The organism is Vibrio diabolicus, from assembly GCF_011801455.1.
Lineage (GTDB): Bacteria > Pseudomonadota > Gammaproteobacteria > Enterobacterales > Vibrionaceae > Vibrio > Vibrio diabolicus.
Window position 1 is genome coordinate 2,113,994 of record NZ_CP042451.1, and the last position, 15,688, is coordinate 2,129,681.

Consider the following 15,688-nt stretch of genomic DNA (forward strand, 5'->3'; position numbering starts at 1 on the left):
TATAACTGAAGCGACAGCAATTGGTACCGAGCTAAGGGAATATTTTTGAAATTTGTAGAAAAAATAAAAGCTAGGCGAAATACCTAGCTTTTATTCGATGATTTAGTAACCGACTTTATTACAGCGTATTTCAGCCTAAAAGAAATAAAGTGCCGTTAAATAAATTAAGATAGCTAACGAAAAGTAGGGACTAAACAAAGCTTGCCAGTACCAGTTTCTCGGTTTGAAGCCCACACCGTAAACCATGCTTGAGCATACAGACCAAATCAGTGCTGGTGCGATGATTGAGTTAAAACCACCAATTGCTTGATGGTAAGCTTCAGGATCCCACATCACCAATCCTACATGCATAAAGCCAAGGATGAGAGATAAGACTCTTAACAGAGTCTTATCCATCGGAGCGTGAAGTTGCGCTACCTTATCAGCGAGATTACTCACTGTCTTTGTCCATCATTTCTGAGTGCTCTAACCAAAGAGCGTTGATGATACCGAATGCACAAGCAAGTAGTACACCTAGAATCCATGCGAAATACCACATAGTAAATGCTCCTTAGTAAAGTGAGTTTTTGTTGTCTTCAATGTACTGATCATCAAGGCGACCAAACATCTTGTAGTAAGTCCAAGACGTGTAACCAAGGATGATTGGTACCATAACAAACGCAACGCCTGTCATTAGATTCAGAGTCAGTTCAGATGACGTTGCATCCCACATTGTTAAGCTGTGGCTTGGCATTAAGTCTGAAGGCATGATGAATGGGAACATCGCAAAACCTGCAGTAAAGATAACGCCAGCAACACCCAAGCTTGAAGTAATGAACGAAATCGCACATTTTTCAAGACGAGATGCCAATACGGCAAGAAGCGGCATTGCGACACCTAGTACAGGAGCAGCCCATAGTAGTGGGTAGTTTTCAAAATTCTTCATCCACGCACCAGCTTCACGGATTACCTCTTTGTTTAGAGGGTTAGAAGCTGCATTAGTGTCGATACCGCCAACAATGACGTAACCATCAATATTTTGGATCCAGAAACCAGCAGCTACAAACGCTGCAACCGTCAGTAAACCAGCCAACTGAGCAACGTTGCGAGCACGCACATGCACTTCGCCCGTTGTTTTCATTTGTAGCCAAGTCGAACCTTGCATCAAAATCATGAACAAACTAACTAAGCCACACAGCAGTGCAAATGGGTTTAGAAGACCAAAGAATGAGCCATGGTATGTTGGCATCAAGAACTCACTCAATTGGAATGGTACACCCTGTAGTAGGTTGCCAAACGCTACACCAAAGATGATTGGTGGAACAAAACCACTGATTGAGATACAGATATCCCAGGTATTACGCCACTTTGGATCTTCGATTTTAGAGCGGTAGTCTAGGCCCAGAGGACGAAGCCATAGCGCTGCTAGTGTCAAAATCATCGCTAAGTAGAAGCCTGAAAATGACGTTGCATAAACCAAAGGCCAAGCTGCAAACAATGCACCACCAGCAGTGATAAGCCAAACTTGGTTACCATCCCAGTGAGGGGCTATTGAGTTAATCATGACGCGACGTTGCGTGTCGTTTTTACCGATAATAGGTACAAGCGCGCCTACACCCATATCGAAACCGTCTGTTACTGCAAAACCAACTAGTAGAACACCGATTAGTACCCACCAGATGAGTCGCAAGATTTCGTAATCAAACATCTTGTTATCTCCTTACCTTACGCTTCTACTTGGCGACTAACTTTGTCTTCAACAGAGTCAGCATTTTGCTCGAAGTGGTAGCGACCCGTTTTCAGGCTACTTGGGCCTTTACGAGCGAATTTCAACATTAGGTAAACTTCTGCAACCAGGAATACCGTGTATAGCGCCAGAATTGCGAATAGTGAAGTCCAGATTTCGCCAGCAGTTAATGCAGAAGCTGCAACGTGCACTGGTAAAATTTCACCAACAGCCCATGGCTGACGACCGTACTCAGCGACGAACCAACCCGCTTCAATCGCAATCCACGGTAGTGGGATGCTGAATAGTGCAGCTTTAAGAATCCATTGTTTCTGTTCGATCTTCTGACGACACGTTTGAATAAATGCCGCACCGAAAACGAATAGCATGATGAAACCACAAGCAACCATGATACGGAATGACCAGAATAGCGGCCATACTGTTGGGATTGAGTCATCCGCAGCAGCTTGGATTTGCTCTTCTGTCGCATCAACAACATTGTCTGTGTAGCGTTTTAGAAGTAGACCGTAACCTAGGTCACCCTTCACTTCATCAAACGCAGTCATGTTTTCTTCTGACTTGTCGCCCGCACGAAGCTTCTCGAGAAGTTCATAAGCGTACATACCGTCACGAATACGATCGACGTGCTCATCACGTAGGTCACGAAGACCTGTTACTTGCTCATCAAAAGAACGTGTCGCGATGATACCCATTACGTAAGGGATCTTGATTGCGTAATCGGTGTGCATGGTTTCTTGGTTAGGAACACCAAACAACGTAAACGCTGCTGGAGCTGGTTCTGTGTGCCACTCTGCTTCAATTGCAGCAAGCTTCACTTTTTGAACTTCACCAAGCTCGTAGCCAGATTCATCGCCAAGAACGATGGTAGATAAGATAGCCGCAATACCGAAAGAAGCAGCGATAGCAAATGAACGACGAGCAAACGCAATGTCACGACCTTTTAATAGGTAGTATGAACTGATGCCTAGAATAAACATTGCGCCACAAGTGTAGCCAGAAGCAACCGTATGCACGAACTTAACCTGAGCAACTGGGTTTAGTACAACTTCAGAGAAGCTTACCATTTCCATTCGCATGGTTTCGAAGTTGAAGTCCGCGCCTACTGGGTTTTGCATCCAGCCGTTTGCGATAAGAATCCAAAGTGCAGAGAAGTTAGAGCCCAGCGCCACAAGCCAAGTAACCGCTAAGTGTTGACGTTTAGATAGACGATCCCACCCGAAGAAGAATAGACCAACAAAAGTTGACTCCAGGAAGAATGCGACAAGGGCTTCGATCGCTAGCGGCGCACCGAAGATGTCACCTACATAGTGGGAGTAGTAAGACCAGTTCGTACCAAACTGGAATTCCATGGTAAGGCCTGTCGCCACACCAAGTGCAAAGTTAATACCGAATAGCTTACCCCAGAACTTGGTCATGTCCTTGTAGATTTGCTTGTTCGTCATTACGTACATCGATTCCATAATGGCCAGAAGGAAGGCCATACCAAGGGTCAATGGTACGAATAGGAAGTGATACATCGCTGTCAGTGCAAACTGCAACCGCGATAGATCAACTACGTCAATCATGGTAACTCCTATGTGTCGGCTGAATGACACTCTCTACATATTGCAATCCATATTCAAGTGTTATTTACACTTGAAAAATGTTGAATTATCACAACTCATTGTTGCAAAAATGTGCTTCATTGGTTAGTTAATTGTTAAGCATCAGCTAATATAGCTAGGGCTAATATTACTTGTAAAAACAGATTGTTTCAAAAGGTTTATAGCCGGAATGCGCTTTGATATACATCAATGTTTATGCGCGGAATTTGCACAAAAATCCATCACATTGATCCAGATCAACCAGTATTAGATACGGATGTTAAGAGAGAGTAATCAGGAGAGAAATTAACCAGTTGCGAGCAAACATAGAGTTAACAATCAATGCTTTTTACTCACTAAACTGGTATGAGAAGAAATTCAAAAAATGTGAGTTTGGTCAACTTTAATGAAGCGCTGGGCAGCAAAGGCCCAGCGCGGGAATCTTATTTTTCAATTCCGAAATGCAAATACGCACGATCTGTCGCGATTCTTCCACGTGGAGTGCGTTGTAAATAACCTTGTTGAATAAGATAAGGCTCAAGAACGTCTTCGATAGTATCCTTTTCTTCACCTATCGCTGCCGCCATGTTATCGAGTCCGACCGGACCACCACCAAATTTCTCCATAATTGCGAGTAGTAGTTTGCGGTCCATATAATCGAAACCTTCGGCGTCCACATCAAGCATATTCAGCGCTTTGTCGGCAACCTCTGCACAAATGTGACCATTTCCTTTCACTTCCGCATAATCGCGAACACGACGTAGTAGGCGGTTAGCAATACGTGGTGTGCCACGTGCACGTCTTGCCACTTCCAATGCACCTTCAGGTTCCATTGACAAACCTAAACAATCCGCGCTGCGCTGCACAATATCTTGGAGGTCTTTTATCTTATAAAACTCAAGACGCTGAGTAATACCAAAACGGTCGCGTAATGGTGACGTTAAAGAGCCTGCTCGGGTCGTTGCACCAATCAAAGTAAACGGCGGCAAATCGATCTTAATAGAACGAGCGGCCGGACCTTCACCGATCATAATATCCAGTTGATAATCTTCCATCGCCGGATACAGAACCTCTTCAACCATCGGGCTTAAGCGGTGAATTTCGTCAATAAATAGAACGTCATTTTCTTCTAGGTTGGTTAGTAACGCGGCTAAATCGCCTGCTTTTTCAAGAACTGGCCCTGAAGTAGTACGGATGTTTACTTCCATCTCGTTGGCGACAATATTTGCTAGCGTGGTTTTACCCAAACCCGGAGGGCCAAAAATTAACAGGTGATCAAGAGCTTCACTACGTAACTGAGCAGCTTTGATGAAGATCTCCATTTGGTCACGAACGTGGTCCTGACCTTGGTAATCCGCCAACTTCTTTGGTCGAATAGCACGATCAATGACATCTTCATCACGAAAGGCAGGGTTTTCTGGAGCGATTAAACGATCGGCTTCAATCATCTTTTTACCTTGAAAAATGGTTACCTGAGAGAATAATGCCGCTCGTTTAACAGCAAGTGGCATATTTCTGTATCTCGTCATCCTGTACAGCGACGAAGGAGCGTGATACAGGATCTTCTATCCGAGCACTTTATGGTCAAAATTGTTTCATTAACCGCTCAGCATGCTGCTATTAGATTCCCAGTCTCGCTAGGCTCGCTGGAATGACACAAAAAACATCGTTAAGCGATTGGCATTAACCTTAGAGAATGAGTTATCTTGAACAAATGCTCACTGTGAAACCAGCGTTACACCATTGATTTTAGAGCTTCACGGATCATTTGCTCACTGCTCATGTCCGGTTTAGCGATCTGAGACACCACTTTCGACGCTTGAGTCGGCTTGTAACCCAAAGCTAGAAGCGCGCTAATTGCCTCTTCTTCCGCGTTGTTGGATGTCGCACCAGAATCCGCAGGAGCAGCATCCGTAAATGGTGTAAATAGATCGCCAGCGCCCCACCCTTTCAAGCGGTCTTTCATTTCAACAACCAATCGCTCTGCGGTTTTCTTGCCAACGCCTGGAAGCTTAACCAGCGTAGAAACGTCTTCATGTTCCACACAAGTAACAAATTGCGTTGCTGTCATACCAGAGAGAATACCAAGACCGAGTTTAGGACCAACGCCATTGGCTTTGATCACTTCACGGAAAAGTGCGCGTTCTTTTACTGTGTTGAAACCGTATAGCAATTGTGCATCTTCACGGACGACAAAGTGAGTATAAATAATGGCTTCTTCGCCAACATTTGGCAGCTCGTAAAAACAGCTCATTGGCATCTGGACTTCATAACCAATGCCATTAACTTCAATTAATACTTCAGGTGGTTGTTTTTCAATCAGTGTGCCACGAAGACGTCCAATCACTATAAATACTCTTTGGAAATGAATTTGCGACAGGATAATAAAGAACTGGATAGACATCCAGTTAATTTTATCGGTAGCGCCCTTTTCTGGCACTGGTTGCTTTGCCCGCTAAGGCAACAAGGGTTTTGTTCGTATTGGCATGACAAATCGCCACACCTAAAGCATCGGCTGCATCTGCTTGAGGCTTGGCGGGCAGTTTAAGCATCTGCTGAACCATATGCTGAACTTGTGCTTTGTCCGCACCACCAGTACCGACTACAGCTTGCTTAATAAGACGCGCGGCGTATTCGTATACCGGCAACTCTGCATTCACCGCAGCAACAATTGCGCTGCCACGAGCCTGGCCAAGCTTTAATGCTGAATCCGCATTTTTAGCCATAAACACTTGTTCAATCGCAAATACGTCCGGTTGAAACTGAGTAATGATTTCCGTGACGCCAGCGTAAATCTGCTTAAGACGGCCCGGAAGTTCTTTTTCTGAAGTACGAATACAGCCACTACCAAGGTATTGCAAATGGCGTCCATTTTGACGAATGACCCCATAACCGGTAATGCGTGAACCTGGGTCAATGCCCAAAATAATTGACATGAATGTTCCTAAAAATGAGGCCGAATGCGGCCTCAATTTCTTATTATTACTTTCTAATTTCGGAGCGAATACCGCTCACTGCACATTGAGTTTACTCTAGAGAGGCCGCAACGTCGTCAGAGATGTCACCGTTGTGATAAACCTCCTGAACATCGTCCAGATCTTCTAAAGCGTCAATCAAACGGAGCAGTTTTGGCGCAGTGTCCACATCCAGTTCTGCTTTCGTTGAAGGGATAAGCGACACTTCGGCGTTCTCCGCCTCAAAACCTGCAGCATCAAGGGCATCTTTTACGAGTCCAAAATCGCTTGGCGCGGTGTAAACATCAATCGAGCCATCTTCTGATGTTTCGATGTCATCAGCGCCACTTTCTAACGCCACTTCCATCACCGCATCTTCATCTAAACCTGGGGCATATGAGATCACGCCTTTCTTGTCGAAAAGATAGTTTACACTACCATCCGTACCCAGATTGCCTCCTGACTTCGAGAACGCATGGCGTACGCCTGATACTGTGCGATTTCGGTTATCCGTCATACATTCGACCATAACCGCAGTACCACCCGGACCATAACCTTCATAGATTACGGTTTCCATATTGTCGTCGCCTTCACCACCAGCACCTCGGCTGACAGCGCGGTTGACAGTGTCACGCGTCATGTTGTTAGACAACGCTTTATCAATTGCAGCTCGCAAACGTGGGTTATTTTCTGGCTCACCGCCTCCCTCTTTTGCGGCAACAACGATTTCACGGATTAATTTGGTAAAGATTTTGCCGCGCTTCGCATCTTGCGCTGCTTTACGGTGACGAATATTCGCCCATTTACTATGACCTGCCATAATTCACCTTTTAATGTATTTTGACGCTTAATAGCAAACATGAGCTAAAAAGCGTTGCTTGGGAAATTGCTTTGGAAGTTTCTTGGGTTTATTTAAACAAAAACTCCCGCAGTTGCGGGAGTTTTCTTCAAATGTTGTGCGCTTATTCTGCGTCTTTTTCTTTCGCTGCAGTCACTGCGATTGCTAGCTCTTCTAGCGCTGCTGGGTTCGCAATGCTTGGTGCGTCTGTTAGTAGACACGCCGCTGCTGTTGTTTTCGGGAATGCAATAACATCACGGATGTTCTCGGTACCACATAGCAGCATCACTAGACGGTCAAGACCGAATGCAAGACCAGCGTGTGGAGGCGTACCGAATTTTAGTGCATCAAGCAGGAAGCCGAACTTAAGCTGTTGCTCTTCAGGTGTGATGCCTAGAATATCAAATACGGCTTCTTGCATATCTGCGTTGTGGATACGGACAGAACCGCCGCCAACTTCGTAGCCATTTAGAACCATATCATAAGCGTTAGAGTTTGCCGCAGCTGGGTTCGCTTTTAGCTCTTCCGCAGTCACACCTAAAGGCGATGTGAATGGGTGGTGCATCGCGTGTAGGTTGCCTTCGTCATCTTCTTCGAACATTGGGAAGTCAACAACCCATAATGGAGCCCATGCAGATTCGTCAGTTAGCTCTAGATCTTTACCTAGCTTCAGACGCAGTGCGCCCATAGCTTCTGCAACGATACCCGCTTTATCAGCGCCAAATAGGATGATGTCACCAGATTCCGCTTGAGTGCGATCTAAGATGGCGTTGATCACATCTTCGTTTAGGAACTTAGCTACTGGAGATTGGATACCTTCCATGCCTGCTGCACGATCGTTAACCTTCATCCAAGCTAGACCTTTAGCACCGTAGATACCAACGAATTCACCGTAGCCATCAATTTGCTTACGAGTCAAAGATGCACCACCTGGAACGCGAATAACGGCAACGCGACCTTTCTCATCGTTTGCTGGGCCAGAGAATACTTTGAACTCAACGTCTTTCACTAGGTCAGCGACATCAACTAACTCTAACGGGTTACGTAGGTCTGGCTTGTCAGAACCGAAACGGCGAATCGCTTCGCTGAATGGCATTACTGGGAACTGACCTAGGTCTACGTTTAGTAGCTCTTGCCACATATCGCGAACCATGTTTTCCGTCACTTCACGTACTTGGTCAGCCGTCATGAATGACGTTTCGATATCGATCTGAGTGAATTCTGGCTGACGGTCAGCACGCAAGTCTTCATCACGGAAACACTTAACGATTTGGTAATAACGGTCAAAACCAGACATCATTAGAAGCTGTTTGAATAGCTGTGGAGACTGAGGAAGCGCGTAAAAGCTGCCTTTGTGAACACGGCTAGGTACTAGGTAGTCACGCGCACCTTCTGGTGTCGCTTTCGTTAGTACTGGAGTTTCAATGTCTAGGAAGCCGTTGTCGTCTAGGAAACGACGAACAAAGCTAGACGCTTTAGCACGTAGCTTGATGCGATCGCTCATTTCAGGACGACGAAGGTCTAAGTAACGGTACTTCAGACGTTGCTCTTCAGAGTTCTTTTGGTTGAAATCTAGAGGCAAAACGTCACTGCGGTTGATGATTTCAAGACCTGTCGCAAGGATCTCAACTTCACCTGTTGCCATGTCTTTGTTTGCTTGGCTTTCTGGACGAACGCGTACTTCACCCGTTAGTTTGATACAGAATTCATTACGAAGTGTGTTAGCCACTTCATACGCATCCGCCATATCTGGATCAACAACTACCTGAACGATACCTTCGCGATCTCGCATATCAATAAAAATAAGACCGCCTAAATCACGACGACGGTTAACCCAGCCGCAAAGTTCTACAGTTTGTCCTGCAAGGGACTTGTTCAGGTGACCACAGTAATGGGTACGCATAATGAAATTCCCAATCTCTCAAATGTTGTTAACTACGCTCTGTCAGCCTCATTGCCAAGCAGAGTAAAGATTCAGTTATACGCTGAATGTCCACGAAAATCGACTACTCAACATACAATTACGTGTGTTTTATCATTCACTGGTGCTTTTTAGTACAACAAATGTTCAAAAGCGCACCAAAGCGGAAAAATTGGTGGGGATTATAGCGTGAAATTACCTATTTCAGCAAAACTCTCGTAAAGTATTCACACGAGTAGCAAGCAGTAAAGAATAATGGATAACTTACCTCTTCGACTTGGATTGACGATGTGGTCGCACAATCAATGGCAACAAAGCTTTTACGGCAGCGGGACAAAGCCCGCTGAACGTTTAGAAAAGTATGCACAGGTGTTCCATACCGTGGAAGGCAACACGACATTTTATGCCACGCCGACGCTCAACACGGTGCAAAACTGGAGAGCAGCAACCCACGATGATTTTCGCTTTACTTTCAAACTTCCTAAAGCCATCACTCATGAGCAAATGCTAAGAGGTTGCAGCGAACAACTGAGAGACTTCATGAAAGTCATGGAGCCGTTGCATGACCGTGTGGGGCAATGGACAATTCAATTGCCAGCCGCATTTGGTCCTGAGCACCTTGATCGACTGAAAAATTTCTGTGCGAGCTTTCCACCTAACTTCCCTCTTGGTGTTGAGGTTCGTCATATGGCATTTTTCTCCAAAGGTGAAGAAGAGCGAGCGCTTAACCAATGGTTAGTAGAAAATAACATTGACCGCATTATTATGGATAGCCGCCCTGTCTTTGCCGCTAAGCCAGACAATGAAGCGATCATTGATGCGCAAATGAAAAAACCAAGAGTACCAGTCCACGCCATTGCTACCGCTTCACACCCTTTGATTCGCTTTATTGGTCATCCAGAAGAACAGCAAAATTACGAGTTTTTTACACCATGGCTCAGCAAGTTGCCGCAATGGATTGCCGAAGGTAAGCAGCCGTATGTCATGATCCATACTGCGGACAATATAATTGCGCCGGAGTTGGCAGCCAATCTGTATAAAGACATACAAAAGCGTATAACACTTCCTGACTTGGCATCTTTCCCGGCTAACGATGGCAACTCGCAGTTACAGATGTTCTAACGCAACACATGACAGAGGCGCGAAATTCCCATAAAATACGCGCCTTTTTTGGTGCCTGACATTTTCAGGCGGCTTGTATGCAGAGACTTGGTTATGAACCCTAAGAGCAATCCAGATACTATTTTTTCGGCTCCAATCGATAAAATTGGGGATTTCACGTTCGATGAACGCGTAGCGGAAGTATTTCCTGACATGATTCAACGATCGGTGCCGGGTTACAGCAACATTATTTCTGCAATTGGTATGCTGGCAGAGCGTTTTGTAAAGCCCCACTCAAACATCTATGACCTTGGCTGTTCTTTGGGTGCTGCAACATTGTCTATGCGTCGCCATATCAAACAAGAAGGTTGCCAAATCATCGCAGTGGACAACTCTCCTGCGATGGTTGAGCGTTGCAAATTGCATGTAAACGCGTACCGAAGCGATACTCCTGTAGATGTGGTTGAAGCGGATATTCGTAATATCGATATTGAAAACGCATCAGTTGTCGTACTGAACTTTACTCTGCAATTTCTTTCTCCAGACGATCGTTACGCCCTGCTTGAACGAATCTACGCGGGTCTACGTCCAGGCGGAATTTTGATTTTGTCGGAGAAATTCGTCTTCGAAGATGAAGTGTCAAACGAGCTGTTAATTGACCTTCACCACGACTTTAAACGTGCAAATGGTTATAGCGAACTAGAAATCAGCCAAAAGCGCAGCGCGATAGAAAACGTAATGCGCCCAGATTCAAAGAAAGAGCATAAAGAGCGTTTCGCTAAAATTGGCTTTTCTAGCTACGATGTTTGGTTCCAATGCTTTAACTTTGGCTCTATGTTCGCAATTAAATAAACCTTGCATATAAATGCCCTGAATCACGCCGATTTAGGCTGTTATTTAATAATTTTAATACCATCAACTCAGCGATTAACTAACTATGTTTAACTTTGCAAACTTCTACCAATTGATTGCCCAAGACACACGTCTTCAACCTTGGCTCAATGTGCTACCACAACAGCTAACGGATTGGCAAAATGCAGAGCACGGTGACTTTGGTCGCTGGTTGAAAGCACTGAACAAGATTCCAGAAGGCTCACCGGATCAAATTGACATCAAGAATTCAGTGACCATCAGCAACGACACTCCTTTCCATGAAGGTGAGCTGAAGAAATTAGAGAACTTACTTCGTACATTCCACCCATGGCGCAAAGGGCCATACCACGTACACGGCATTCATATTGATACTGAGTGGCGCAGTGACTGGAAATGGGACCGTGTGCTTCCGCATATTTCTCCATTAAAGAACCGCAGCGTACTCGATGTTGGTTGTGGTAACGGCTACCACATGTGGCGCATGCTGGGTGAAGGTGCACGCTTAACCGTCGGTATCGATCCATCTCACCTGTTCCTAATTCAGTTCGAAGCAATTCGTAAACTAATGGGCGATGACCAACGTGCGCACCTACTGCCGTTGGGTATTGAACAACTACCTAAGTTAGAAGCGTTCGACACGGTATTCAGCATGGGCGTACTTTACCACCGTCGCTCTCCACTGGATCACTTGGTGCAGCTAAAAGATCAATTAGTGTCTGGTGGTGAACTAGTATTGGAAACACTCGTGATTGAAGGTGATGAGAATGCAGTGTTGGTTCCAACTTCTCGTTACGCACAAATGCGTAATGTCTATTTCTTCCCTTCAGCAAAAGCGCTGAAAGTGTGGTTAGAGTTGGTAGGATTTGAAGATGTGCGCATCGTTGATGAAAGCGTCACTTCGGTTGATGAGCAACGTACCACAGATTGGATGACGCATAACTCTCTACCAGACTATCTAGATCCGAACGACCCAAGCAAGACTGTAGAAGGTTACCCTGCCCCTCGCCGCGCGGTTCTTGTCGCTCGCAAACCATAATTCGCTGAGATTCCTGACATTGTCTTAACTCATTTTACGAGTTAAGACATTACCCTCTTTCCTCGTACTGAGCGTGTTTGTTTTTCGAGTCCATTTGTTACATCAAAACATAAGCACGCTCTAAATAAGGATGCGCTTTTATGTCCTTGATTTTTAGCTTTTCATCACTATTCCTCAAACAATAAGTAATAGAGAAACATTCTTACTTGTGAGGCTTTATCGATATGAGCTAAACTCCTAAAAAATAAACAACTTAATCCAATCCCAAGGTTTTCAATGTTATTACGATTGACCCCGATTGTTGCCATCGCCTTACTATCTGGATGCTCACTAACCAAAGGCGAACAGTACCACCAAGAAACGTTAGCGGCTATTCAAACTTCAGAAGCGAATGTCAATAATCGCATTACTAACTTAGAGCTTCAGCTCAGCAACCAATCGGACTATATCGACAGCCTTGAAGAACAAGTCGATAAACTACAGGTTGAACTTCTGACATTTCGTGATGAAGCAATGGCAGAAGTGAAAAAGCCAAAAGAGCCGATTATTGTCCAATCTCCTGCTCCTGTGGAACCAACACCAACTCATGATATTGTCCTTGGCTCAATTGAAAAGGTCACTATCGACTCCATTAAGCAGACTTTTGATGCACGTGTCGACACCGGTGCCGCAACCTCATCTTTAAATGCAGTTGATATTGAAGAGTTCGAAAGAAACGGCAAAAACTGGGTTCGATTCCACCTGGCAGATACCAGTAAATCTGAAGAAGAAAAAAATACTTGGATCGAAGCGCCAGTCATTCGTTACGTAAAAATTCGCCAAGTTACCAGTGAAGAACTAGAACGTCGCGCTGTAGTCGAACTTTGGGTGCGCGTTGGAAAAATTCATGAAAAAGCGCAATTTACGTTGGCAGATCGCTCGCATATGAACCATCCTATTTTACTGGGTAGAGAATTTATGCGCGACATCGCACTTGTCGATGTAAGTCGTACCTATATCCAAACGGACGAAGATAAAAAATAATAAGGTAGATTATGACGTCAAAAATACCGTTTTACCTTTCAATCATCTTATTGGTGATTGCGGGCATTGCTTTGAGTGTTTTCAGACATGAAAACTACGGCGTGCCTTGGACACCAGGCGAAACTCGTCAGGTATGGGATGTAGAGGCACGTATTGAGTTCAATGCTAACGGCAATGAAGTCAAAGCTTCACTCGCAGCACCTCATACACAAAGTGGTTATACGCTTATCGGTGAATCCGCTTCCTCTTCTGGTTATGGCGTTTCCTACATTAATTCTGATTCTGGACGTCGTGCCGAGTGGTCAATTCGTCAGGCCAAAGGTCCTCAAACCATTTACTACAAAGCGCAGTTCTTAGTGGACCCTCAGGCTAAAGTTACGCCTCTACCACCAACTGAAGACATTACGCCACCAACTCTATCAGCGCCACAAGCTGCGGCGGCAAATGCCCTTGTTGAGCGTGCGATGAGTCGCTCTGCCGACAATGTGACCTTCACTCGTGAGCTCATCAAAGCGCTTAATGACCCAGACAGTCAAAACTCATCGCTACTACTGAATGACTTCAGCCGTACTGATGCACTACATAATATTTTGCTTACCGCAGGTATACAGAGCAAAACTGTCGGTGTTATCGAACTAGAAGATGGCCGTCGACGCCAAACCATTCAACCAATGGTTCAGGTTTGGTCAGGTAAAGATTGGGTGCTGTTCTCACCAAATTCCGAACAGAAAGCCGTGAAACCAAACTTATTAGTTTGGGATGAGTCGAATGTATCCCTGCTTGATCTTGTTGGTGGTAAAAATAGCCAAGTTCATTTCTCAATGATCAAGCAAGAAATGACTCCACAGCAAGCAACAAACAACAAGATAGAAGCTGATGGGCTGCTGAATATTTCAATTCATAGCTTGCCTCTTGAAGAACAAGCGATGTTTAAGACTATCATGCTGATCCCTATCGGTGCCCTTATCGTGGTGTTCTTGCGTGTGATTATCGGTCTAAAAACATCCGGTACTTTCATGCCAGTACTGATTGCTGTTGCGTTTGTTCAAACCCAGCTATTAACGGGTATTGTCGGTTTCTTACTGATCGTTGGCACAGGCTTGATTATTCGAAGTTACTTATCGAGGTTGAACTTACTGCTTGTAGCACGGATATCAGCGGTCATTATTACCGTTATTATGATCATTTCGGTGTTCACAGTAGTCGCATTTAAGATGGGCTTAACGGAAGGCTTAACAATTACGTTCTTCCCTATGATCATCTTGTCATGGACAATTGAACGTATGTCTATCCTATGGGAAGAAGAAGGCGCGAAAGAAGTCGCTCTGCAAGGTGGGGGCTCACTGCTCACCGCAGTATTGGTTTACTTAGCGATGACGAACTCATACATTCAGCACCTAACCTTTAATTTCATTGGTCTACAGTTGATTGTTCTGGCCGGTATTCTATTGCTAGGTACTTACACAGGTTACCGTCTAACTGAGTTACGTCGTTTCAAACCACTAGCGGAGGACTAAACGATGTTCGAAAGTTTTACTTCGCCAGCTAAGCTTCGCCATAAAGGCATTATGGGGATGAACAAACGTAACCACAGTTATATCGGCCGTTACAATGATCGTTCTAAATACCCATTAGTTGATGACAAGCTCAAGACTAAAATTATTGCGCAGGCAGCAGGGGCGACAGTCCCTGCTCTGATCGGCGTTATTCATAACCAAGCAGAAGTAAAGACAATCCATAGAATGGTGCAAGATTGGCCTGGTTTTGTTATCAAGCCCGCTCAAGGTAGTGGTGGTAAGGGTATTTTGGTTATTACCTCGCATAAAGATGGGGTCTATACCAAACCTTCCGGCTCTACAATTGGTAAGGACGAAGTTGAACGTCATATCAGTAATGCGCTTGCTGGCCTTTTCTCTCTTGGTGGTAAAAACGACGTCGCAGTCGTTGAGAACCTGATTAAATTTGATGATTGTTTCGATGGCTTCAGTTATGAAGGCGTGCCTGATGTTCGAATCATCGTATTTAAAGGCTACCCTGTTATGGCAATGATGCGCTGTTCTACGGCGGCGTCGGACGGTAAAGCAAACCTTCACCAAGGCGCTGTGGGCGTGGGCATTGATATCGCCACAGGTAAAGCAATCCGAGCGGTACAATTCGACCATCCAGTCACCCACCATCCGGATACCGGCAAAGACCTTTCTACCCTCCAAGTCCCGCACTGGGAGCGCTTGCTTGAGCTTGCGTCTAGTGCGTGGGAGATGACAGGGTTGGGGTACATGGGTACGGATATGGTGCTGGATAAAGAGGAAGGACCTATGGTTTTAGAGCTCAACGCTCGTCCTGGCTTGGCAATCCAAATCGCCAATGGTGCAGGCTTGCTTCCTCGTTTGAAACACATAGAGAGCCTCGGCACACCTGCCGAGTATCCAAAGCCGATTGAACGTGTCGCCTACGCAGCAGAGCAGTTTGGGGTAAAACCGCAGTTCTAATCGCCAATCACAATATCATTCGCCAGTAATTGTTCGGATTGCTGGCGTTTTTATTTCCGTTTCCAAAACCGTCTACCTACTAATCTTATTAAACAAACCCATCTCACCTATAACTTGAATCAATGATCGAGCTAACAGAATCAA

At 45.1% G+C, this 15,688-nt stretch carries 15 protein-coding genes; 6 read left to right on the plus strand and 9 right to left on the minus strand.

Going from position 1 to position 15,688, the window contains the following annotated elements:
• Positions 1-135: 135 nt before the first annotated feature.
• From ybgE to aspS, 9 genes are all read right to left on the minus strand, one after another.
• Positions 136-438 (minus strand): cyd operon protein YbgE, encoded by a 303-nt coding sequence (gene ybgE / locus FR741_RS10070; RefSeq protein WP_041852976.1) that lies wholly within the window; start codon positions 436-438, stop codon positions 136-138.
• Positions 431-538 (minus strand): cytochrome bd-I oxidase subunit CydX, encoded by a 108-nt coding sequence (cydX, locus tag FR741_RS10075; protein WP_000270284.1) that lies wholly within the window; start codon positions 536-538, stop codon positions 431-433. Before cydX ends, ybgE begins: the two co-directional genes overlap by 8 nt.
• A 12-nt stretch (positions 539-550) precedes the next feature.
• Entirely contained in the window at positions 551-1,687 is a 1,137-nt protein-coding gene (cydB, locus tag FR741_RS10080; protein ID WP_006742909.1) for a cytochrome d ubiquinol oxidase subunit II, read from the minus strand.
• A 17-nt stretch (positions 1,688-1,704) separates the two neighbouring features.
• Positions 1,705-3,291, minus strand: coding sequence for a cytochrome ubiquinol oxidase subunit I (gene cydA, locus FR741_RS10085; RefSeq protein WP_012841977.1), 1,587 nt, complete (start codon positions 3,289-3,291; stop codon positions 1,705-1,707).
• A gap of 461 nt (positions 3,292-3,752) precedes the next feature.
• Positions 3,753-4,757 (minus strand): Holliday junction branch migration DNA helicase RuvB, encoded by a 1,005-nt coding sequence (gene ruvB, locus FR741_RS10090; RefSeq protein ID WP_031780162.1) that lies wholly within the window; start codon positions 4,755-4,757, stop codon positions 3,753-3,755.
• Positions 4,758-5,044: 287 nt separating this feature from the next.
• Positions 5,045-5,656, minus strand: coding sequence for a Holliday junction branch migration protein RuvA (gene ruvA, locus FR741_RS10095; RefSeq protein WP_012841979.1), 612 nt, complete (start codon positions 5,654-5,656; stop codon positions 5,045-5,047).
• Between the two features lie 67 nt (positions 5,657-5,723).
• Entirely contained in the window at positions 5,724-6,245 is a 522-nt protein-coding gene (gene ruvC / locus FR741_RS10100; protein WP_012841980.1) for a crossover junction endodeoxyribonuclease RuvC, read from the minus strand.
• Positions 6,246-6,336: 91 nt separating this feature from the next.
• Entirely contained in the window at positions 6,337-7,083 is a 747-nt protein-coding gene (locus tag FR741_RS10105) for a YebC/PmpR family DNA-binding transcriptional regulator (protein WP_005390747.1), read from the minus strand.
• A 142-nt stretch (positions 7,084-7,225) separates the two neighbouring features.
• On the minus strand, positions 7,226-9,004 hold the full coding sequence (gene aspS / locus FR741_RS10110) for an aspartate--tRNA ligase (protein ID WP_046874741.1): 1,779 nt from the start codon (positions 9,002-9,004) through the stop codon (positions 7,226-7,228).
• A 273-nt stretch (positions 9,005-9,277) separates the two neighbouring features.
• On the opposite strand from aspS, the gene FR741_RS10115 reads away from it, so the two are divergent.
• The 6 genes from FR741_RS10115 to FR741_RS10140 all read left to right on the plus strand — a co-directional run bounded on the left by FR741_RS10115 (position 9,278) and on the right by FR741_RS10140 (position 15,544).
• A complete protein-coding gene (locus FR741_RS10115; RefSeq protein WP_167394146.1) occupies positions 9,278-10,144 on the plus strand; it encodes a DUF72 domain-containing protein in 867 nt (288 codons plus the stop codon).
• 93 nt (positions 10,145-10,237) lie between these two features.
• The gene (gene cmoA, locus FR741_RS10120) at positions 10,238-10,975 is read left to right on the plus strand and encodes a carboxy-S-adenosyl-L-methionine synthase CmoA (protein ID WP_012841984.1); all 738 of its coding nucleotides are present in this window, start codon (positions 10,238-10,240) and stop codon (positions 10,973-10,975) included.
• An 85-nt stretch (positions 10,976-11,060) separates the two neighbouring features.
• Complete coding sequence (gene cmoB / locus FR741_RS10125) at positions 11,061-12,032, plus strand: tRNA 5-methoxyuridine(34)/uridine 5-oxyacetic acid(34) synthase CmoB (protein ID WP_167426749.1); 972 nt, start codon at positions 11,061-11,063, stop codon at positions 12,030-12,032.
• 276 nt (positions 12,033-12,308) lie between these two features.
• Complete coding sequence (locus FR741_RS10130; RefSeq protein ID WP_012841986.1) at positions 12,309-13,055, plus strand: ATP-dependent zinc protease family protein; 747 nt, start codon at positions 12,309-12,311, stop codon at positions 13,053-13,055.
• Between the two features lie 11 nt (positions 13,056-13,066).
• Complete coding sequence (locus FR741_RS10135) at positions 13,067-14,572, plus strand: inactive transglutaminase family protein (RefSeq protein ID WP_005390741.1); 1,506 nt, start codon at positions 13,067-13,069, stop codon at positions 14,570-14,572.
• 3 nt (positions 14,573-14,575) lie between these two features.
• Complete coding sequence (locus tag FR741_RS10140; RefSeq protein ID WP_006742116.1) at positions 14,576-15,544, plus strand: alpha-L-glutamate ligase-like protein; 969 nt, start codon at positions 14,576-14,578, stop codon at positions 15,542-15,544.
• Positions 15,545-15,688 lie beyond the last annotated feature (144 nt).